The sequence below is a fragment of the Mycolicibacterium monacense genome, assembly GCF_010731575.1.
Taxonomy (GTDB): domain Bacteria; phylum Actinomycetota; class Actinomycetes; order Mycobacteriales; family Mycobacteriaceae; genus Mycobacterium; species Mycobacterium monacense.
The window spans coordinates 627,737-646,610 of the sequence record NZ_AP022617.1 but is presented as its reverse complement, the minus strand read 5'-3'; the positions used below and the strand labels follow the sequence as shown (position 1 = coordinate 646,610).

Here is an 18,874-nt window from a genome sequence, read left to right as displayed (position 1 = left end):
TTCACCCGCCGGGCCGGCGGGCGCGGAACAGTTTCACCTCACCCCTGATGCCCTTGAGGTGACGGGCTCCGGCGTAGGACCAGGAGAACCGCTCGTCGTCGCCCACGGCCTCGCGGACCGATTCGGAGACCAGCACCGTGCCCGGCCGGGCGGCCCCGGTGACGCGGCTGGCGAGGTTGACCGGGCTGCCGAACCAGTCCCCCGCCCGGCTGACCGCCTGCCCGACGGCCAACCCGACCCGCAGCCGGGGGAATTCCGCATCGCTGGTGGCGGCGTCGAGCAGGGCCAGCGCCGCCTCGAGCAGCGCCGCGGGATCGGTGCTGACCAGCATCACCGCGTCACCGATCGTCTTGACGAACCGCACCGGCGCCACCGCGAGTTCGCGCGCCAGGTCGCCGAGCCGGCGGGCGAGCTGCTCGAGCTTCTCCGGTGGCACCGCCTCACCGAGCCGGGTGAACCCGACCAGATCGGCGAACATCACCGTCACCTCACGGGCGCCGGGCAGCGGCAGACCCTCGGCCCGCTCGGTCGCCGACACCGCCTCGGTCTCCATCGCGTGACGCAGCTGCAGCAACAGCATGTCCTCGACCATCGGGCCGAGCATCGGGGCGAGTTCCCGAACCAGCGCCTCAGACTTCTTGGCGATCTGCAACTCCGTCGCACCGGGGGTCAACACGGCCGCGAACGCGGTGTACCGCATCACCTCGGCGGCCTTCGCCAGCCCCTCGGACAGCACGCGGACCACCTGGACGACCTGATCCGGGTCGAGGCCGAAGTCGATGAACCGCTGGGCGCGGGCGGCGGCCTCCGCATCGGCGCGCAGGTGCACGACCGCGTCCGGGTCGTCCTCCCGGGACAGACCCATGGCCCGCTGGACGCGCTGCAACAGGTCAAGGTCGATACCGAACTTCTCACTGGTCTCGCGGGCGGAGACGTAGACGCCGTCGTCGCCGACGTGTCGCCGCGAGGCGAGCAGCATCGGGGCGATCGCCTCGTGCACCTCCGCCATGGTGAATCCACGGCCGAGCAGCCACTCGATCAACTCGGCGCGTTCGGAGCGCGCCGTTCCGGTCAACCCGACGAGGAGCCCCTCGATGTCTTCGGTGTCGCGCGCTTCGGTCACGCCACAACGTATACCCAGCCGCGCGTCGGGCATCATGGTCGGCGATGTCCACACCGGACCTGGTGCAGGGTTTCGCACCCATCGTCGGCGGTGCACCCCGGACGCTGGTACTCGGCAATGCGCCGAGCGTGCTGGCCCTGGCGAAGCACCAGTACTACGGCAACCCGCGAAACGCCTTCTGGCGGATCGCCGGTGCACTCTACGGATTCGACGCCGATGACCCGTACGCCGTACGCACCGCCGCGTTGATCGCCCACGGCGTGGCGGTCTGGGACGTGCTGCGTGAGTGTCGCCGCGCCGGCAGCCTCGACTCGGCGGTGCAGCCGGACAGCATGGTGGCCAACGACTTCGGCTCGTTCTTCGGTGAGCACCCGACCATTCGGCGGGTGCTGTTCAACGGCGCCGCCGCCGACCGGAACTTCCGGCGGTTGGTTCCGGGGGCCTTCGAGGTGGAGTTCTCGCGGCTGCCGTCGACCAGTCCCGCGCAGACCATGCGCTACGAGCGGAAGCTGGCCGCGTGGCGCGAGGCGTTGGCGGATTAGTTGTGATGTCCAGGCCGTCGCCGAGACTGCTGCCAGATCAAGGAAATCGGCGAAACGGTGATCTCCGCGCAGTTTCGGCGCAGGTGGGGAACGTCCGACCGATCACTTCCTGCCAGTCGTCGGTCAATCACTGCCAACGGGATGGATGGCGCTGACCTGCAGGTTGATGCAGTCAGACCGGCCAGGAAATCCCTCCAGACCGAACGGACCAAGAAGAGGTACGGAAATGAACAAGTTCGGATTCGCCACCATCATCGCCGGCGGACTGGCCACCGGATTCCTGGCCTTCGCCGCCCCCGCCCAGGCCGCGCCCAGCGGGACAGGCAACGCCGCCGACACCATCAGCTCGCTCGACGACCGCGGCTACCAGGTGCGCGTCACCCAGCAGGGTATGAACAAGCCGCTCGACCAGTCCAGCATCGTCTCGGTCCGCTACGACAACGACGACCGCGTCGTCTACGTGACCACCCGCTGACCAAACCCCGCCGAAACTGCTGGGAGATCACCGAAACTTGCGAAACGGTGATCTCCCAGCAGTTTCGGCGTGTTCAGGCGCCGTGGCGGGAGGCGTATTCGCCTGGCGTGCAACCCAACATCGCGCGGAAGTCGTTGGTGAAGTGGGCCTGGTCGTACCAGCCGAGGCGTGCGGCGAGGTCGGCGAAGTCGACGTCGGGGGTGCTCTCGATCTCCAGCGCCGCCTGCTGCAACCGGTATCGGCACAGCACCCACTTCACCGGTACGCCGACGTAGCGGCGGAACACCCGCTGCACCGTGCGCTCGCTCCACGGCGACGCGGCCACCACGTGCTCGACGCGCTGCAGGCGGTCGTCGTCACGGATCCGGTCGACCAGCGCCGTGAGCACGCGGTAGGTCGGGTCGAGCGCACCCGAACCGGCGCCGATGGCGTCGTCGAGCGCGGCACCGGCGCGCTGGGCGTCGCAGGGCAGCGCCAGCGGACCTCCGAACAGGTCGTCGTTGATCGGGTCGACGCGTCCGGTCAAGGCGGAGGCGTCGCGGTCGAAGCGGGCCGCGAACCCGCCGGGACGGAACCGCGCGCCCACGACGGCGCCACGCTCCCGCACTGTCACGCGGAAGACCCGCTCGACCACGCCGTGCACCAGGGTGGCGGGCAGCCGGTGGCCGTGGCGCACCTCGTCCTCACCCCATTCGCGGGTGAGGTGGACCGACGGGAACGTGATGACCGTGCTGTCGACGGGCGGGCGCCCACGCAGATCCCAGCTGACCGACCAGAAGTGTTCGACGAACACGGCGGCGCGCGGCGACGGCGTCCACCGCCTGAGGTCGTATGCCGACGCGCTGCCGGCGCGGCCGACCACTCCGCGCACCGGAGTCGCTGGCGGGTTTTTCCAAGCCCCCATGCCGCAAGGCTACAAAGCTTTCAGTCATGAGCGTTTCACCCATTCCGGAGGGCTACACCAGCCTGACCCCGTTCCTGGTCATCGACGGCGCCGCCGCGGCGATCGACTTCTACACCAGCGTCTTCGGCGCCACCCTCGTCGAACGGATGGACGGCTCCGACGGCTCGGTCGCGCACGCCGAACTCGACTTCGGTGACGGGCGCCTGCAGCTGTCCGACCCGAACGCCGACTACGGGCTCGCGGCGCCGCCGCGCGGAGAATCGGTGACCCATTCGATGGTGTTGTACTGCACCGACGCCGACGGGGTCGTGGCGCGTGCCGAAGCCGCCGGGGCAACCGTGCGCGAGGCGGTGCAGACGTTCGTCACCGGCGACCGGTTCGGGTCGATCGTGGACCCGTTCGGTCAGCGCTGGGCCGTGATGACCCGGGTCGAGGACGTCTCGGCCGCGGAGCGCGATCGCCGGTTGGCCGACTGGGCCCGCGAGAACGTCTAACCGGTCCGGCTACCGTGGCGGGATGTCCTGTGTGTTCTGCGACATCGTCGCCGGCGACGCCCCCGCCATCCGCGTCTACGAGGATGCGGACTTCCTGGGCATCCTCGACATCCGCCCGTTCGCCCGCGGCCACACGCTGGTGATCCCCAAACGCCACACCGTGGACCTCACCGACACCCCGGCCGACACGGTCGCGGGGATGGCCCGCATCGGACAGCGCATCGCGAAGGCGGCACGTCGCTCGGGATTGCACGCCGACGGCAACAACGTCGTCATCAACGACGGGAAGGCGGCCTTTCAGACCGTGTTCCACATCCACCTGCATGTGCTCCCCCGCCGCAGCGGCGACAAGCTCTCGTTCGCGAAGAACATGGTGCTGCGGCGCGATCCGGACCGGGAGGAGTCGGGCCGGCTGCTGCGCGAGGCGATCGCCGAACTCGACAACGCGCCGTAGACGTCACCACGCGGGTCCGTGCAGGCCGACACCCTACGGGCGCGCAGGCTGACACACTGGGGCAATGAGCCACCTCACCTCGCTCGAACAGGTCGGCGCGCGGCTGCTTAAGTTGCACGACCTGCTGTACAAGAAGACGAACGGCCGCATCGGGCACCATTTCCCCGGCGCACCGCCGAGCCTGCTGCTGCACACCGTCGGCGCCAAGACCGGTCAGGCCCGCAGCAACACCCTCTCCTACGCCCGCGACGGCGAGGACTACCTCATCGTCGCGTCGCTGGGCGGGGCCCCGCGGTCACCGGGCTGGTATCACAACCTCAAGGCGAACCCTGACGTCGAGATCAACCTCGGCACAAAGCGATTCGCGGTGACGGCGCACCCGGTACTGCCGGACGACCCGGACTACGCCCGGTTGTGGAAAATCGTCAACGACAACAACTCCAACCGCTACGACGCCTACCAGAAACGTACGACGCGGCCGATCCCGATCGTCAAGCTGACGCCCTAGAACAGCTCCTTGGCGAGCAGTTCCAGCGTGGTGTCGCGGGCCGGCGCCGTCGCCGGGTCGGTGCCGCGGCGCGCCGAGGCGACCGGGTTGATCATCACCTCGTCGACGTCGAACTCGGCGGCCAACGCCCGCACCTGATCGGCCGCCTCGGTCGGCGACCCGACGACGGCGCGCTGCAGTCCGTGCCGGACGACGGCCTGGGCCTGCGGGCTGAGCTCCTTGGCCTGCGCATCCTCCACGAGGTCGAGCGCGGTCAGCGGCTGACCGGTGCGCAGCTGGGCCATCATGTGCAGGTTCGGCAGCATCAGCGCCATCGCCTCGTCGTGCGTCTCGGCCACGACGGCGTTGACGGTCAGGAACGTGACCGGTTCGGCGGCGACGTCGCTGGGCCGGAACTCCGACCGGTAGGTCGCCAACGCCTCGGCGGTGCCCTGCCCGGAGAAGTGGTGGGCGAACACGTACGGCAGCCCCTTGGCCGCGGCCAGATGCGCGGAGTACATCGACGAACCGAGCAGCCACAGCCGCGGTTCGGTGGTCGCCGCGGGGGTGGCCTTGAGGATGTAGTTCTCGCGCATCAGGTTGCGCGGCAACGAGACCCGCACCCCATGGCGGCTCATCAGCGCCGCGACGTCGTCGAGGTAGTCGGGGAAACGTTCGATGTCGGTGTCGTCGCGGCCGGCGGCGCCGCGCAGGGCCATCGACGTCACCGGATCCGATCCGGGGGCCCGGCCGATCCCGAGGTCGATGCGGCCGGGATGGGCGGCCTCGAGCAGGGCGAACTGCTCGGCGACGGCCAGCGGGGCGTGGTTGGGCAGCATCACGCCGCCGGAACCGAACCGCACCTGCGACGTCTGCGCGGCGAGGTGGGCGATCACGACCGGTGGGCTGGTCGCCGCGACGGCGGGCATGTTGTGGTGCTCGGCGATCCAGTAGCGCGTGTAACCCAGCCGGTCGGCGGTCTGTGCGAGTCGGGTGGTCGCCGCCAGCGCATCCGACGTGGTCTGGTCGGTTCGCACGGGGATGAGGTCCAGGACAGAAAGACGCATGGCAACGTCAACGCATTCCGGCCCGGCTACGTTCCCGGTCTAGCGTCCCGCCAGCTCACGGGCCCGGATGAAGACGGCGTCCATCATCGCCGGGGTCAACTTCCCGGTGAACGTGTTCTGCTGACTGGGGTGATAGCAGCCCATCAGCGTGACGCCGTCGATCGCGGCCTCGGCGAGGTGCCCGAACTGCGGCGCGGGGACCGGCACGGACGCCCCGCCGCGGCGCAGCATGTGCAGTGCCGCCTTCCACGCGAACCCGCCGAGGGCGATCACCACCCGCACGTCCCCGCTGACCAGGCGCCACTCCGCGTCCAGCCACGGTGCGCACGTCGCCCGTTCGGCCGGCGTCGGCGCGTTCGCCGGGGGTGCGCACCGGACCGCGGCCGCGACGCGAACGTCGTTGAGCGACAACCCGTCTGCGGCGTCCACGCACAGCGACTGGTTGGCCAGGCCGGCGCGGTGCAGTGCGGCGAACAGAAAATCGCCGGAGCGGTCGCCGGTGAACACCCGCCCGGTCCGGTTGGCGCCGTGGGCGGCCGGGGCCAGGCCGACGACCATGATGCGCGGATGGGTGTCACCCCACCCGGGTGCGGGCCGGCCCCAGTACGGCTGATCGACGAACGACTTGCGTTTGACGGTCGCAACCTCCTCCCGCCACTCGACCAGGCGCGGGCACGCTCGGCACACCGACACGAGCGCGTCCAGTTCGTCGAGTGACCCGACCGCGGCCGCCAGCGACTCGACCGCAGCGGCGGAGGCGGCGACCGCCGTGGCGGGGGTGGCCGGGTCACCCGGCCACCCGGTGCCCGGCGGCACGGGTGAAGAGAAGGGGACGCCGGTGCGCGGGTGAGGTGATTGCACGCCTCCACTGTGCCGCCCGCTGCTACATTCGGCCGCGATACCCATGATCGCCAGCAAGCGCGTCCCGCTGTACCTCATCTACTTCTCGGCCTTGACCGCCGGAGCGGGTAACGGCATCTCGCTGGTCGCCTTCCCCTGGCTGGTGTTGCAGCGCAACGGCTCAGCGGTCGACGCGTCGATCGTCGCGATGGCCGGAACGCTGCCACTGCTGGTCGCCACTCTGATCGCCGGCGCCGCGGTCGACTACCTGGGCCGGCGCCGGGTGTCGATGATCGCTGATGGTTTGTCTGCCCTGTCCGTCGCGGCGGTGCCCGTGCTGGCGTGGACGTTCGGCGTGCAGGCGGTCAATGTGGCGGTGCTGGCCGGACTCGCGGCCCTGGGTGCGTTCTTCGATCCCGCCGGGATGACCGCCCGCGAGACGATGCTGCCCGAGGCCGCGCACCGGGCCGGGTGGACGCTCGACCACGCCAACAGCGTGTACGAGGCCGTGTTCAACCTGGCCTACATCGTCGGGCCGGGCATCGGTGGTCTGCTGATCGCGACGATGGGCGGCGTCAACACCATGTGGGTCACGGCCGCGGCGTTCGTCCTGTCGATCGGCGCCATCGCCGCGCTGCAGCTCGAGGGTGCGGGACGACCCGACCGCGACCAGCTGCCCGAGCGGGTGTGGTCGGGCATCGTGGAGGGTCTCGGATTCGTCTGGCGCACACCGGTGTTGCGCACCCTGGCGGTGGTGGACCTGGTCGCCACCGGGCTGTACATGCCGATGGAGAGCGTGCTGTTCCCGAAGTACTTCACCGACCGCGACGAACCCGCGCAGCTGGGCTGGGTGCTGATGGCGCTGTCGATCGGGGGGCTAATGGGCGCCCTCGGCTATGCCGCGCTGTCGCGATACGTCAACCGCCGCACGGTGATGCTGGCCGCCGTGCTCACCCTCGGCGTCGCGATGACCGTCATCGCGTTCCTTCCGCCGCTGCCGGTGATCCTGGTGCTGTCGGCGCTCGTCGGGCTGGTCTACGGGCCGATCGCGCCGATCTACAACTACGTCATGCAGACGCGCGCGCCGGCCCACCTGCGCGGCCGCGTGGTCGGGGTGATGGGGTCGCTGGCGTATGCAGCGGGCCCGCTCGGCCTGGTGGTGGCCGGTCCACTGGCCGACGGCGCCGGACTGTCCGTGACGTTCCTCGCGCTCGCGCTGCCGATGCTCGCCCTCGGTGTGGCGGCCGTCTTCCTGCCCGCCCTGCGCGAACTCGACCGGGAACCGGCCCGACCCCTCAGAGGCGAACCCGGGGCGGGGTGAACACCTCGGCGATTTGTCGAACCGCTTCGGGGGCGCCGGCGACGTGCAACCTGCCCGCGGCGACCAGTTCGTCGACGCGGGCGGGGTCGGTGGCGGCGGCCAGCACGTCCACCTCACCGGTCAGCACCACATCCGGGGCGACCTCATCGCCGACCAACTCCACCCGCCGGGTGCCGATCAGGATGGTCGCCCCGCCCTGCGGGGTCGCCAGGCGCAGCACCAGATCGGGTCCGGTCCGGTCGTCACGCACATAGGCGCGCACCGCGCGCGCCAGCCATTCGGGGCGCACCAGATCCGTCGGGGTCCGCGTGAACAGAAGATGCCTGCCCCACCGCACGAACGCGTTGATGACGTCCTCGAGCGCGCGTCCGTCGTCGGTGAGGTCGTAGACGTTTCCCGACCCCGGTTTGGGGAGTTCGCGTTTGACCACCAGCCCGTTGCGCTCGAGATCGCGCAGCCGCCCGGCGAGCATGTCGGTGGCGATCGGCGTGAGGCTGTTCAGCAGGTCCCCGTAACGCCGTGGCCGGTCGAGCAGCTCGCGCACGATCAACAGCGTCCACCGGTCACCGACCAGGTCGAGACTCTTGGCCAGCGCGCAGTGTTGGCCGTAGGAGCGGGACATGCGTCGAAACTAGTGCAGGTCAGCCTTCCCTCAACGCATACTTGTTTTTTCCAAGCGATACTCCTACCGTGAATTCATGACCGCAGCACCGCTGGTCGCCATCGACGCCGAACCCGCCCTCGAGCACCTGCTCGACATCCGCATCGCGTTCTCGGCCGTCGAAATCTTCCAGACCCCGGTCGGAACGCGGTTGACCTACGTCATCGCCGACGGCCGCTGCGAGGGCCCGCGCATCTCCGCCGACGTGCTGCCCGGAGGTGGCGACTGGGTGGTGATCGGCACCGACGGTGTCGCCCGCCTCGACGTGCGGGCGACGCTGCGCACCGACGACGGTGCCCGCATCCACCTCACCAACACCGGCCGGGTGTCGATGTCCGACGCCGCCACGCAACGCTTCTCGGCCGGGGAAATGCTCCGCCACGACGAGATCTACGCCCGGTCGAGTCCCCTGTTCGACACCGACGACGACCGCTACCGTTGGCTCACCGCCCTGCACACCGTGGCGATCAACGAGGTGTCGCTGCGCGCCGTGCACTACCGGGTCTTCGCGGTCCGCTGAGCACCGGTTGCGCACCGACCTAGCATGGCGGACGTGAACTCCGCGCTCGCCGAACTGATCGCCGACCTGTCCGACGGTGTCGTCGTCACCGACCCCGACATCGTGGCGTCCTACCGGCAGGACCGCGCGGCCGATCCGAGCGCGGGAACCGCGCTGGCCGTCGTGCGCCCCACCCGCACCGAGGAGGTGCAGACGGTGTTGCGGTGGGCGTCGGCGCACAAGGTGGCCGTGGTCCCACGCGGCATGGGCACCGGACTCTCCGGCGGTGCGACCGCGCTCGACGGCGCGATCGTGCTGTCGACCGAGAAGATGCGTGACATCACCGTCGACCCGGTCACCCGCACCGCGGTGGCCCAGCCCGGCCTGCTCAACGCCGAGGTCAAGAAGGCGGTCGCCGAATACGGACTGTGGTATCCGCCCGACCCGTCGTCGTACGAGATCTGCAGCATCGGCGGCAACGTCGCCACCAACGCCGGCGGGCTGTGCTGTGTGAAGTACGGCGTCACCACCGACTACGTGCTCGGCCTGCAGGTGGTCCTCGCCGACGGCACCGCGGTGCGCCTCGGTGGGCCGCGCCTCAAGGACGTGGCGGGGCTGTCGCTGACCAAGCTCTTCGTCGGCAGCGAGGGGACGCTCGGCGTGATCACCGAGGTGACGCTGCGCCTGCTGCCGCCCCAGCCGTCGCCGTGCACGGTGGTCGCCACATTCGACTCCGTCGAGGCGGCGGCGGGCGCCGTGGTCACCATCACCGGCAGAATCCGGCCGTCGATGCTGGAGTTCATGGACGCGGTCGCGATCAACGCGGTCGAGGACAAGCTGCGGATGGGCCTGGACCGCAACGCCGCCGCCATGATGGTCGCCGCCTCCGACGACCGGGGCGCCGCCGGCGCCGAGGACGCCGAGTTCATGGCGAAGGTGTTCACCGAAGCCGGTGCGACAGAGGTGTTCTCGACCTCGGATCCCGACGAGGGTGAGGCGTTCGTGGCAGCCCGTCGATTCGCGATCCCGGCCGTCGAGGCCAAGGGCGCGCTGCTGCTCGAAGACGTCGGCGTGCCGGTCCCCCGGCTCGCCGACCTGTGCGCAGGCATCGAGAAGATCGCCGCCGACCGTGACGTGATGATCTCGGTGATCGCTCATGCCGGCGACGGCAACACCCATCCACTGATCGTGTTCGACCCGGCCGACGCGGCGATGGCCGAACGTGCCGAGACGGCCTTCGGCGAGATCATGGACCTCGCCGTCGGCCTGGGCGGCACCATCACCGGCGAACACGGTGTCGGTCGGCTGAAGCGGCCGTGGCTGGCCGGCCAGATCGGGCCGGAGGCGATGGAACTCAACCGTCGCATCAAACAGGCGCTCGACCCCGACGCGATCCTCAACCCGGGCGCGGCGTTCTAGCCAAGCAGTAGAGACCGGACCACGGGCCGTGGTATCCATGAGACATGACGACGAATGTGTCTCATGCGGCCCGGTTCGAATTGGCGACGGCCGAGACGTGGACGAACCCGTGGCCGATGTACGCCGCCCTGCGCGACCACGACCCCGTCCACCACGTGCTCCCGCCCGCGGCCCCTGAGCGCGACTACTACGTGTTGTCGCGTCACGCCGACGTGTGGCGCGCGGCCCGCGACCACGAGACGTTCTCCTCCGCGCAGGGCCTGACCGTGAACTACGGCGAACTCGAGATGATCGGGCTGGCGGACAACCCGCCCTTCGTCATGCAGGACCCGCCGACGCACACCGAGTTCCGCAAGCTGGTGTCCCGCGGCTTCACCCCACGGCAGGTGGAGGACGTCGAACCGGCGGTGCGCGAGTTCGTCATCGAGCGAATCGAGCGGTTGCGCGCCGACGGCGGCGGCGACATCGTCCGCGAACTGTTCAAACCGCTGCCGTCGATGGTCGTCGCGCACTACCTGGGCGTGCCCGAGGCCGATCGGGCGCAGTTCGACGGATGGACCGAGGCGATCGTCGCGGCCAACACCGAATCCGCCGGGGTGACCGGTGCCGGCGATGCGATCGGCGCCATGATGGGGTACTTCGCCGAACTGATCGAGCGCCGCCGCCGCGAACCTGGTGACGACACCATCAGCCACCTGGTGGCCGCCGGCGTCGACGTGCTGCCGGTGCTGGCGTTCACGTTCACGATGGTCACCGGCGGTAACGACACCACCACCGGAATGCTGGGCGGCACGGTCCAGCTGCTGCACCAGCGCCCCGATCAACGCCGACTGCTCGCCGGCGATCCAGGGCTCATCGCCGACGCCGTCGACGAATTCCTGCGGCTGACCTCACCGGTGCAGGGGTTGGCGCGCACCGCGACCCGTGACGTCACCGTCGCCGACACCACCATCCCGGCGGGGCGCAAGGTGCTGCTGCTCTACGGGTCGGCCAACCGGGACGAACGCGAATTCGGCCCTGACGCAGCCGAACTCGACGTCACCCGACGGCCGCGCAACATCCTGACGTTCAGCCACGGCGCGCACTTCTGCCTCGGCGCGGCCGCCGCGCGCATGCAGTCTCGGGTCGCGCTGACCGAACTGCTCGCCCGCTGCCCTGACTTCACCGTCGACGAGGCCGGAATCGTCTGGGCCGGCGGCAGTTACGTGCGGCGTCCGCTGTCGGTACCGCTCGCGCTGTAGATGCTTGCCGACCGTATTCTCGACGCGGCCGAACGGCTGTTCACCGAACGCGACGCCGCGAGCGTGGGCATGAAGGACGTCGCCGAGGCGGCCGGGTGTTCCCGCGCGACGCTATACCGCCACTTCGACAGCCGCGACACCCTGCACACCGCCTACGTGCACCGCGAGGCGCAACGGCTCTACCGCACGCTCACCGAACACCTGGACGGAGTGTCCGACCCGGCCGAACGGCTCATCGAGGGCACGCTGCTCACCCTGCGCAGTGTCCGCGAAAAGCCCGCGCTCGCATCGTGGTTCGCGCCGACCGCGCGGCCGATCGGCGGTGAGTGGGCCGAACGGTCCGAGGTCGTCAGGGCGATGGTCGAGGCGTTCGTGCGGTCGCTGGGCGACTCCGGCGACGTCGAACGACGGGCCCGCTGGCTGGTCCGGGTGCTCACGTCGCTGCTGCTGTTCCCCGGCGGCGACGAGGGCGAGGAACGCGCGATGCTCTCAGAGTTCCTGGTACCGGCCATGATCGGAGTCGCAGCCGGCGGGCTGATCACTGCCGCGACATCGCGATGTTCAGCTTGTCCTCCGCGGTGATCAGGTGGTCGTGGTCGGCGGCGCCGATATCGATCTTCACCCAGTCGATTCGGCCGGTGAAAGCGTTGTCGTGCGGCCCGTAGTCGGGTGACGTCGGCGAGCCGCTGTCCGAGCCGACGTCGCACATCTCGTCGGCGGAGAACGCCATCGGCTCGCTCTGGTCGACCCGCCCCGTCCCGACGGCTTCACCGTCACAGAAGAGCGTGACGGTGCCGCCCTTGCCCAAACCCCCACCGTCGTAGGCGAATTCCATACGCAGGAGGTGATCGCCGGCCGAGAGCGGAGCCTCGGCGGTGACGTAGTAGTACTCGATGCCGAGGAAGTTGTAACAGTATTTCAACCGGCCCTCGTGCGCGTACAGACACCAACCACCGACACCGCCGCCCTGGCTGACCACCACCCCCTGCGCACCGGACTCGGGCACCGACAGCTCGGCCGTCACCGAATGCGACTTGTTCTTGATGTTGAGCACGCAGCTCTCCATCAGCCGCATACCGGGGAAGATCGTCTGGGTGCTGCCGGTGATGAGCACCGGCCGCCCGGAGATGTCCGGGTTGAAGCGCTCGTACGACCTGTCGTCGATCGGCAACACGTCGTACTTGACCGCCTCGATGAGCCAGAGACGCTGTAGTTCGGCGAGTTTCGCCGGATCATCGGCCGCCAGGTCGTGCGCCTGGGTCCAGTCGCCCGGCCCGTACAGCTCCCAGACGTCGTCCTCGAGCGCCGGCTGGTCGGACAGCCACGGCGTCCGGTGTTTGGTGACCGCCGTCCAACCGTCGTGGTAGATGCCGCGGTTGCCGAACATCTCGAAGTACTGCACCCGGTGGGTCTCGGCGGCATCGGCGGCCCGCAGCGTCGACATCATGCTGAAGCCCTCGATGGGCGCCTGCGCGATGCCGTTGACCATCAGTGGTGCGGGGATGTCGGCCGCCTCGAGAATCGTTGGCACGACGTCGATCACGTGGTGGAACTGGTCGCGGGTCTGGCCGACGGCGTCGATCCCCGCGGGCCAGTGCACGATCGTGCCGTTGCGGGTGCCGCCCCAGTGGGAGGCGACCTGCTTGGTCCACTGATACGGCGCGCACAGGGCGTGCGCCCAGCCCACCGCATAGTGGTTGTACGCGTCCGGCGTGCCGAAGTCGTCGATCTTGGACAGCAGGAAATCCTCGGTCTCGATCCCGGCCAGCCCGTTGAGCGTGCACATCTCGTTGAAGCACCCGTTCGGCGTGCCCTCCGCCGACGCGCCGTTGTCGCCGATGATGTAGTAGATCAGCGTGTTGTCGAGTGCGCCGAGGCCGTCGACCGCGTCGATCAGCCGCCCGACCTCGTGGTCGGTCTGCTCCATGAAGCCGGCATAGATCTCCATCTGCCGGGCGAGCACCGGCTTGAGCCGGTCGGGCATGTCGTCCCAGCCGGGGATCTCGTCGTGGCGCCGGGTCAGCTCGGCGTCCTGCGGGATCACCCCGAGTTCCTTCTGGCGGGCGAAGATCTGCTCGCGCAACACGTCCCAGCCGGCGTCGAACTCGCCGCGGTACCGGTCGGACCACTCCCGGGGCACGTGGTGTGGCGCATGGGTGGCACCGGGCGCGAAGTACATGAAGAACGGCTTGTCCGGGGTGAGCGCCTGCTGTTGGCGCACCCAGGTGATCGCCCGGTCGGCGAGGTCCTCGGTCAGGGTGTAACCCTGCTCGGGCGTCTTGGCCGGTTCGACGGGTGTGGTGCCCTCGTACAGTCCGGGGTAGTACTGGTTGGCCTCGCCGCCGACGAACCCGTAGAAGTGCTCGAACCCCGACCCGGTGGGCCACTGGTCGAACGGCCCGACCGGCGACACCTCCCACACCGGGACCTCGTGGCATTTGCCGAACTGACTCGTCGAGTATCCGTTGAGCCGAAGCGTCTCCGAGATCGGCGCCTTGTCCTTCGGCCGGATGCTGCTGTATCCCGGCGCGGACGTCGCGATCTCGGTGACACCGCCCATCCCCACCGAGTGGTGGTTGCGTCCGGTGAGCAGCGCCTGGCGCGTCGGCGAGCACAGCGCGGTGGTGTGGAAGCGGTTGAGTTTCACGCCGTCGGCCGCCAGCCGCTCCGCGACCGGTGTGCGGCACGGGCCGCCGAAGGCCGAACTCGCGCCGAAACCGACGTCGTCGATCAGCACGATCAGCACATTCGGCGCGCCGTCGGGTGGGCGCAGCCGCGTGATCGGCGGATACGTCGTGTTCGGATCCTTCGCGTCGTACGTCGTCAACCCGACGTGCCGGGGATCCGGGATCGGAAGCACGTCACGCCGCACCGCGGCCGCTGCCTGCTGTTCGTTGTTCTGGGGTGACGAATCGGACATGGTCGGCCTCCGCGGTTTCCCGGACCACGCTCTTGGAGCCCGGGTTCGGCCCACCATATGCCGCACCGAGTCGGCGATTCGGGGTTTTCGACGCGGCGTCACACCTGCGCCGGGCCCCTCAGACCTGCCAGTACGCCTGCGCCTTGATGGACTTCTTCGGGATCCTGTAGTCCTCGCGGAACACCCTCGACACCGCGCGGGTGGTCCGGTTGTCGCAGGCCACCCAGCCGAAGTGGTCGGCCGCGTCGAACGCCGCCGCGGCGACGGTCTCGATGAGCGCCTCTCCGGCGTTCTTGCGGTCCACCCAGGTGACGTCGGAGGTGCGCGCGACCGGGAGTTGCTTGTCCTCCTCGTGGCCCGCCTCGAGGAACACCCGCGCCGGGGCGTCACCGATGGCGGCCAGCAGCGAGTTGATCGCGGGCAGCGACGCGGTGTCGCCGACGATCACGTAACCGGCCGGACGCGGTTCGGGCAGTGCGAAATTGCTGCCGAGGACGGTGATCTCGAGGGTGTCGCCGGGCCGCGCGTCGCGCGCCCACTGGGACGCCACGCCGTCGTGCAGCGCGAATTCGATGTCGACGGTGTCACCGGACGGGTCGGGGTTGACCAGGGTGTAGCCGCGCTGATGCTGTTTGTCGCCGTCGGCGAACCACACCCGCACCCACTGCGTCGGGTGTGGCGCGTGCTCGGCGAGCATCCCCCCGGCGGTGAAGCTGAGCCGCAGGTAATAGGGGCCGATCGCACGCTTACCGGTGACCGTGAACGTGTAGTCGCCGGCGCGCATCAGCTTGAGCACGGCGCCGCTGAACCCGCGCGACGGCTTCCTGTCGGCCATACATCCGCCCTTCGTAGACAACTTAGGGCAGCTTAACCTAACGCCGCGGCGGAGCGGGGGGTCCAATCGGCGTAGGGGCGCCGCAAGTTCAGCCCGGGCGCACCCGGGTGAACCGGTGCAGCACCCACGCCAGCGGAACCGTCAGCACCAACGTGCCGACGAACAACCACAGCATCGAACCGGTGTAGATCGGGTAGCGCAGGATCTCCACCATCACAACTTCCATCGTGACCAGGTGGATCAGGAAGATCTCGTAAGAGATCTCGCCGAGGAAGACCATCGGCCGGCTGGCCAGCACCTTCGCGTACAGACCCCGATCGCCCAGAGCCAGCGGCGCCACCGTCAGCGTCGCGATGACCGCGTAGAACGCCGTCTTCACCACGGCGTCGCGCAGCGCATGCGGTGAGGTCGTCGGCTCCCCCGCGATCGGCGTGGACGCGATGAGGTAGCAGACCACCGCCAGCGGGATGGCGGCCAGCGCGTAGACGCGCACCCTCATCGCCTGCAGCACGGCCAGCAGCATGCCGCCGACGAACCAGACCAGATACGTGGGCAGCCAGAGTCGGGCGCCGTCGGGCAGCCAGTCGACGCTGTGCACCAACCACAGCCACAGCGGCGAGACGGCGGCGAACAGTGCGAGCCCCACCAGCAGCACACCCGGACGCCACGCGCGCCGGCACAGCACCACCAGCAGCGCGTACGCCAGTGCGGGCAGCACCACGTAGAAGGCCGCCTCCACCGCGAGGCTCCACATCTGCGTCAAACCCTGGTGCAGGAACGAGTACAGGTAGTCGTCGGTGTAGATCTGCGTGAGGGTGAGGTTGCGGAACAGCCCCTCCCACGTGTGTCCGGGATTCGGACCGGCGGTGCGGAAGTGGTAGACGAGGTAGGCCGCCACCACCGTGACCGCGTAGGCGGGCATGATGCGCCGCACCCGGTGCCAGGCGTAGCGGCGCACCGAGGGCGGCGGACCGCCGCGGGCCGCCGCCTGCACCCACGGGCGGAACAGCAGGAAACCGGAGAGCACGAAGAAGATCGGCACCCCGATCTCCATGCGCGAATAGACCAGACCCGCGAACCCCTGCGGATACTTGCCGGTGGTGTAGGCCGCGTGGGTCAGCACCACCAGCAGCGCGGCGACCGCCCGGATCCCGGTCAGCGATGCGACCCGCTCAGCGGTGGAGACCGATTCCAGTCCGCCCTGGACCGGATCGGCCGAGACGGAGTCCTGCACGCCCCGGGGTGCGGTCACTTGCCCTTGTAGCGCGCCTTCGGCCCGCGATCGGGCTCGAGATTGATCAGCACACCCTGGATGCGTGTGCGCTCGAGCTTCTTGAGGGTGTCCTTCGGCAGGTCGGCAGGCAGCTCCACCAGCGAGTACTCCGGCTTGATCGCGATATGACCGAAGTCGCTGCGGTTCAGGCCGCCCTCGTTGGCGATCGCGCCGACGATCGCACCGGGCATCACCTTGTGCCGCTTGCCCACCGCGATGCGGTAGGTCGCGAGGTCCGACCGCGTGCGGTCGCGCGCCTTGCGTGGGCCGCTCTCATCCCGGACGGGCCGCTCCCGCCGCTTCTCCGGCGGCGGTTCGGTCATCAGGAACTCCTCGCCGTTGCGGGACTGCACGGCCAGCGCCGCGGCGATGTCGGCCAGCGGCACGTTGTTGTCGCGTTCGTAGTCCTCGATGAGGCGGCGGAACAGGTCGATGCCCGGAGCGTTGAGGGCCTCACCGATCGAGTCGCGGAACTTCTCGACCCGCTGGGCGTTGACGTCCTCGACCGACGGCAACTGGATCTCGACGAGCTTCTGCCGGGTGACCCGCTCGATCGAGTTCAGCAGGTGCCGTTCGCGCGGGGTGACGAACAGCAGCGCGGTGCCCGAGCGGCCTGCGCGCCCGGTGCGCCCGATGCGGTGCACGTAGGACTCCGGGTCGTGCGGGATGTCGAAGTTCACCACGTGCGAGATCCGCTCGACGTCCAGACCACGGGCGGCGACGTCGGTCGCGACCAGGATGTCGATCGAACCGTCCTTGAGTTGCGAGATGGTGCGTTCACGCACCGCCTGCGGGATGTCGCCGTTGATGGCCGCCGCCGCGAACCCGCGCGCCCGCAGCTTCTCGGCCACCTCCTCGGTGGCCTGTTTGGTGCGGACGAACACGATCATCCCGTCGCCCTGCTCCGTCTCCAGCAGCCGGGTCAGCGCGTCCATCTTGCGCGGGTACGACACCTGGATGTAGCGCTGCGTGATGTTCTCGGCGGTCTGCGTCTTGGACTTGACCGTGACCTCGACCGGATCGTGCAGGTACTTCTTGGTGATCTTCTTGATTCCCGGCGGCATGGTCGCGGAGAACAGCGCCACCTGCTTGTACTCGGGGGTGTCGGACAGAATCCGTTCGACGTCCTCGGCGAAACCCATCTGCAGCATTTCGTCGGCCTCGTCGAGCACCATGTAGTCCAGGTGCGACAGGTCGAGGCTGCCCTTCTCCAAGTGGTCGATCACCCGGCCCGGGGTCCCGACGACGACCTGCGCGCCCCGTTTCAGCCCGGCCATCTGCGGTCCGTAGGACGAGCCGCCGTACACCGGCAGCACGTTGACCGGCAGATGCGCGCCGTAGCGGCCGAACGCCTCGGCGACCTGCAGCGCGAGCTCACGTGTCGGCGCGAGGACCAGGGCCTGGGTGGCGCGGCTGTTGGGGTCGATCTTCGACAGGATCGGGATGGCGAAGGCCGCGGTCTTGCCGGTGCCGGTCTGGGCGAGCCCGACGACGTCGGAGCCGGCGAGCATCGCCGGGATGGTCGCGGCCTGGATCGCCGACGGCGTCTCATAGCCGACGTCGGTGACGGCCCGCAACACCTCCGGGTGAATCTGCAGATCAGCGAAGGTGGTTTCGGTACCGGGGGCGTCCGGCTCAGGCGACGTCATAACGTGGCAAGTCTAGTGCGCCATCGGACGACTTCTGCCCAGCGCGCCTGTTCGAACCTCACATCCGATCCCGGTACGGTGCGTCGTTGTGAAACGGGTGGTCGTGATGGCGGTCGGGACGGCCGCACTGTCGGCCCTCGTCGGCTGCGGTTCCGGCGATTCGACGGTGTCCAAGACCCCCGAGGCGACCGGACCCTCACCGGCGCCCACCGCCCCCGCCACCCCGAGCATCGCCCCGACCGTCGGGCCGCCGCCGGCCGCCGGGCCGTCGGACCCGTGCGCGGTGAACCTGGCCGCCCCCGAGATCGCCAAGGCCGTCTCCTCGCTGCCGCGCGACCCCCGCAGCAACCAGGCGTGGAGCCCCGAACCGGTGGCAGGCAACTACAACGAGTGCGCGCAGCTGTCGGCGGTGATCGTGCGCGCCAACACCAACGCCGAGAACCCCAACACCCGCGCGGTGATGTTCCACCTCGGCAAGTTCATCCCGACCGGGGTGCCCGACACCTACGGGTTCAACGGCCTCGACCCGGCCGGCACCACCGGCGACACCGTCGCGCTGCGTTACTCCGGCGAGGTCGACGGGCTGGCCAGCATCGTGCGGTTCCGGTGGAACGGCAACGGTGTCGAGTTGATCGGCAACACCGGCTAGCTGTCGGACCGCTGCCCTACA

General features: G+C 69.4%; 20 protein-coding genes. 11 read left to right on the top strand and 9 right to left on the bottom strand.

Going from position 1 to position 18,874, the window contains the following annotated elements; all coding sequences use genetic code 11:
* Position 1: 1 nt before the first annotated feature.
* Positions 2 to 1,123, bottom strand: coding sequence for an adenylate/guanylate cyclase domain-containing protein (locus G6N49_RS03150; protein WP_011561328.1), 1,122 nt, complete (start codon positions 1,121 to 1,123; stop codon positions 2 to 4).
* Positions 1,124 to 1,167: 44 nt separating this feature from the next.
* On the opposite strand from G6N49_RS03150, the gene G6N49_RS03145 reads away from it, so the two are divergent.
* Both G6N49_RS03145 and G6N49_RS03140 read left to right on the top strand, forming a co-directional pair.
* The gene (locus G6N49_RS03145) at positions 1,168 to 1,665 is read left to right on the top strand and encodes a DNA-deoxyinosine glycosylase (RefSeq protein WP_083045440.1); all 498 of its coding nucleotides are present in this window, start codon (positions 1,168 to 1,170) and stop codon (positions 1,663 to 1,665) included.
* A 226-nt stretch (positions 1,666 to 1,891) separates the two neighbouring features.
* A complete protein-coding gene (locus G6N49_RS03140; protein WP_011561330.1) occupies positions 1,892 to 2,140 on the top strand; it encodes a hypothetical protein in 249 nt (82 codons plus the stop codon).
* A gap of 73 nt (positions 2,141 to 2,213) precedes the next feature.
* Here the strand turns inward: G6N49_RS03140 and G6N49_RS03135 are convergent, their stop codons facing one another.
* A complete protein-coding gene (locus tag G6N49_RS03135) occupies positions 2,214 to 3,044 on the bottom strand; it encodes an AraC family transcriptional regulator (RefSeq protein ID WP_083045439.1) in 831 nt (276 codons plus the stop codon).
* Between the two features lie 26 nt (positions 3,045 to 3,070).
* Between G6N49_RS03135 and G6N49_RS03130 the strand changes: the two genes are divergently transcribed.
* The 3 genes from G6N49_RS03130 to G6N49_RS03120 all read left to right on the top strand — a co-directional run bounded on the left by G6N49_RS03130 (position 3,071) and on the right by G6N49_RS03120 (position 4,500).
* A complete protein-coding gene (locus G6N49_RS03130) occupies positions 3,071 to 3,538 on the top strand; it encodes a VOC family protein (RefSeq protein ID WP_083045438.1) in 468 nt (155 codons plus the stop codon).
* A 22-nt stretch (positions 3,539 to 3,560) separates the two neighbouring features.
* Positions 3,561 to 3,992 (top strand): HIT family protein, encoded by a 432-nt coding sequence (locus G6N49_RS03125; protein WP_011856396.1) that lies wholly within the window; start codon positions 3,561 to 3,563, stop codon positions 3,990 to 3,992.
* A 64-nt stretch (positions 3,993 to 4,056) separates the two neighbouring features.
* Positions 4,057 to 4,500, top strand: coding sequence for a nitroreductase family deazaflavin-dependent oxidoreductase (locus G6N49_RS03120; RefSeq protein WP_011856397.1), 444 nt, complete (start codon positions 4,057 to 4,059; stop codon positions 4,498 to 4,500).
* Here G6N49_RS03120 and G6N49_RS03115 read toward each other — a convergent pair.
* Both G6N49_RS03115 and G6N49_RS03110 read right to left on the bottom strand, forming a co-directional pair.
* Entirely contained in the window at positions 4,497 to 5,546 is a 1,050-nt protein-coding gene (locus tag G6N49_RS03115; protein WP_011856398.1) for an LLM class flavin-dependent oxidoreductase, read from the bottom strand. The two genes, G6N49_RS03120 and G6N49_RS03115, sit on opposite strands and share 4 nt — an antisense overlap.
* A gap of 39 nt (positions 5,547 to 5,585) precedes the next feature.
* Positions 5,586 to 6,407 carry a uracil-DNA glycosylase gene (locus G6N49_RS03110; protein ID WP_064874271.1) on the bottom strand — a complete coding sequence of 274 codons (822 nt, stop codon included), beginning with the start codon at positions 6,405 to 6,407 and terminating at the stop codon, positions 5,586 to 5,588.
* A 43-nt stretch (positions 6,408 to 6,450) separates the two neighbouring features.
* On the opposite strand from G6N49_RS03110, the gene G6N49_RS03105 reads away from it, so the two are divergent.
* Positions 6,451 to 7,707: a multidrug efflux MFS transporter Tap gene (locus tag G6N49_RS03105; RefSeq protein ID WP_011856399.1), complete on the top strand. Its 1,257-nt coding sequence runs from the start codon at positions 6,451 to 6,453 to the stop codon at positions 7,705 to 7,707.
* Here G6N49_RS03105 and G6N49_RS03100 read toward each other — a convergent pair.
* Positions 7,682 to 8,329, bottom strand: coding sequence for a winged helix-turn-helix transcriptional regulator (locus G6N49_RS03100; RefSeq protein ID WP_011856400.1), 648 nt, complete (start codon positions 8,327 to 8,329; stop codon positions 7,682 to 7,684). The two genes, G6N49_RS03105 and G6N49_RS03100, sit on opposite strands and share 26 nt — an antisense overlap.
* Positions 8,330 to 8,405: 76 nt before the next feature.
* Between G6N49_RS03100 and G6N49_RS03095 the strand changes: the two genes are divergently transcribed.
* Genes G6N49_RS03095 through G6N49_RS03080 form a run of 4 tightly spaced genes read left to right on the top strand, consistent with a single transcriptional unit; the run spans position 8,406 to position 12,109 of the window.
* Positions 8,406 to 8,888 carry a DUF3237 domain-containing protein gene (locus G6N49_RS03095; protein WP_083045437.1) on the top strand — a complete coding sequence of 161 codons (483 nt, stop codon included), beginning with the start codon at positions 8,406 to 8,408 and terminating at the stop codon, positions 8,886 to 8,888.
* Positions 8,889 to 8,912: 24 nt separating this feature from the next.
* Positions 8,913 to 10,286, top strand: a complete 1,374-nt coding sequence (locus tag G6N49_RS03090; protein WP_011561340.1) for an FAD-binding oxidoreductase — start codon at positions 8,913 to 8,915, stop codon at positions 10,284 to 10,286.
* Between the two features lie 44 nt (positions 10,287 to 10,330).
* Positions 10,331 to 11,527 carry a cytochrome P450 gene (locus G6N49_RS03085; protein WP_083045436.1) on the top strand — a complete coding sequence of 399 codons (1,197 nt, stop codon included), beginning with the start codon at positions 10,331 to 10,333 and terminating at the stop codon, positions 11,525 to 11,527.
* A complete protein-coding gene (locus tag G6N49_RS03080) occupies positions 11,528 to 12,109 on the top strand; it encodes a TetR/AcrR family transcriptional regulator (RefSeq protein ID WP_011561342.1) in 582 nt (193 codons plus the stop codon).
* Here the strand turns inward: G6N49_RS03080 and G6N49_RS03075 are convergent.
* From G6N49_RS03075 to G6N49_RS03060, 4 genes are all read right to left on the bottom strand, one after another.
* Complete coding sequence (locus G6N49_RS03075; protein WP_064874273.1) at positions 12,066 to 14,447, bottom strand: arylsulfatase; 2,382 nt, start codon at positions 14,445 to 14,447, stop codon at positions 12,066 to 12,068. The genes G6N49_RS03080 and G6N49_RS03075 overlap by 44 nt on opposite strands.
* 118 nt (positions 14,448 to 14,565) lie before the next feature.
* Entirely contained in the window at positions 14,566 to 15,282 is a 717-nt protein-coding gene (locus G6N49_RS03070) for a siderophore-interacting protein (RefSeq protein WP_083045435.1), read from the bottom strand.
* Between the two features lie 88 nt (positions 15,283 to 15,370).
* Positions 15,371 to 16,534, bottom strand: coding sequence for an acyltransferase family protein (locus tag G6N49_RS03065; protein ID WP_083045434.1), 1,164 nt, complete (start codon positions 16,532 to 16,534; stop codon positions 15,371 to 15,373).
* Positions 16,531 to 18,204 carry a DEAD/DEAH box helicase gene (locus G6N49_RS03060; protein WP_011561346.1) on the bottom strand — a complete coding sequence of 558 codons (1,674 nt, stop codon included), beginning with the start codon at positions 18,202 to 18,204 and terminating at the stop codon, positions 16,531 to 16,533. Before G6N49_RS03060 ends, G6N49_RS03065 begins: the two co-directional genes overlap by 4 nt.
* 106 nt (positions 18,205 to 18,310) lie before the next feature.
* On the opposite strand from G6N49_RS03060, the gene G6N49_RS03055 reads away from it, so the two are divergent.
* Complete coding sequence (locus tag G6N49_RS03055) at positions 18,311 to 18,853, top strand: LppP/LprE family lipoprotein (protein WP_163647444.1); 543 nt, start codon at positions 18,311 to 18,313, stop codon at positions 18,851 to 18,853.
* The last annotated feature ends 21 nt before the right edge of the window (positions 18,854 to 18,874 follow it).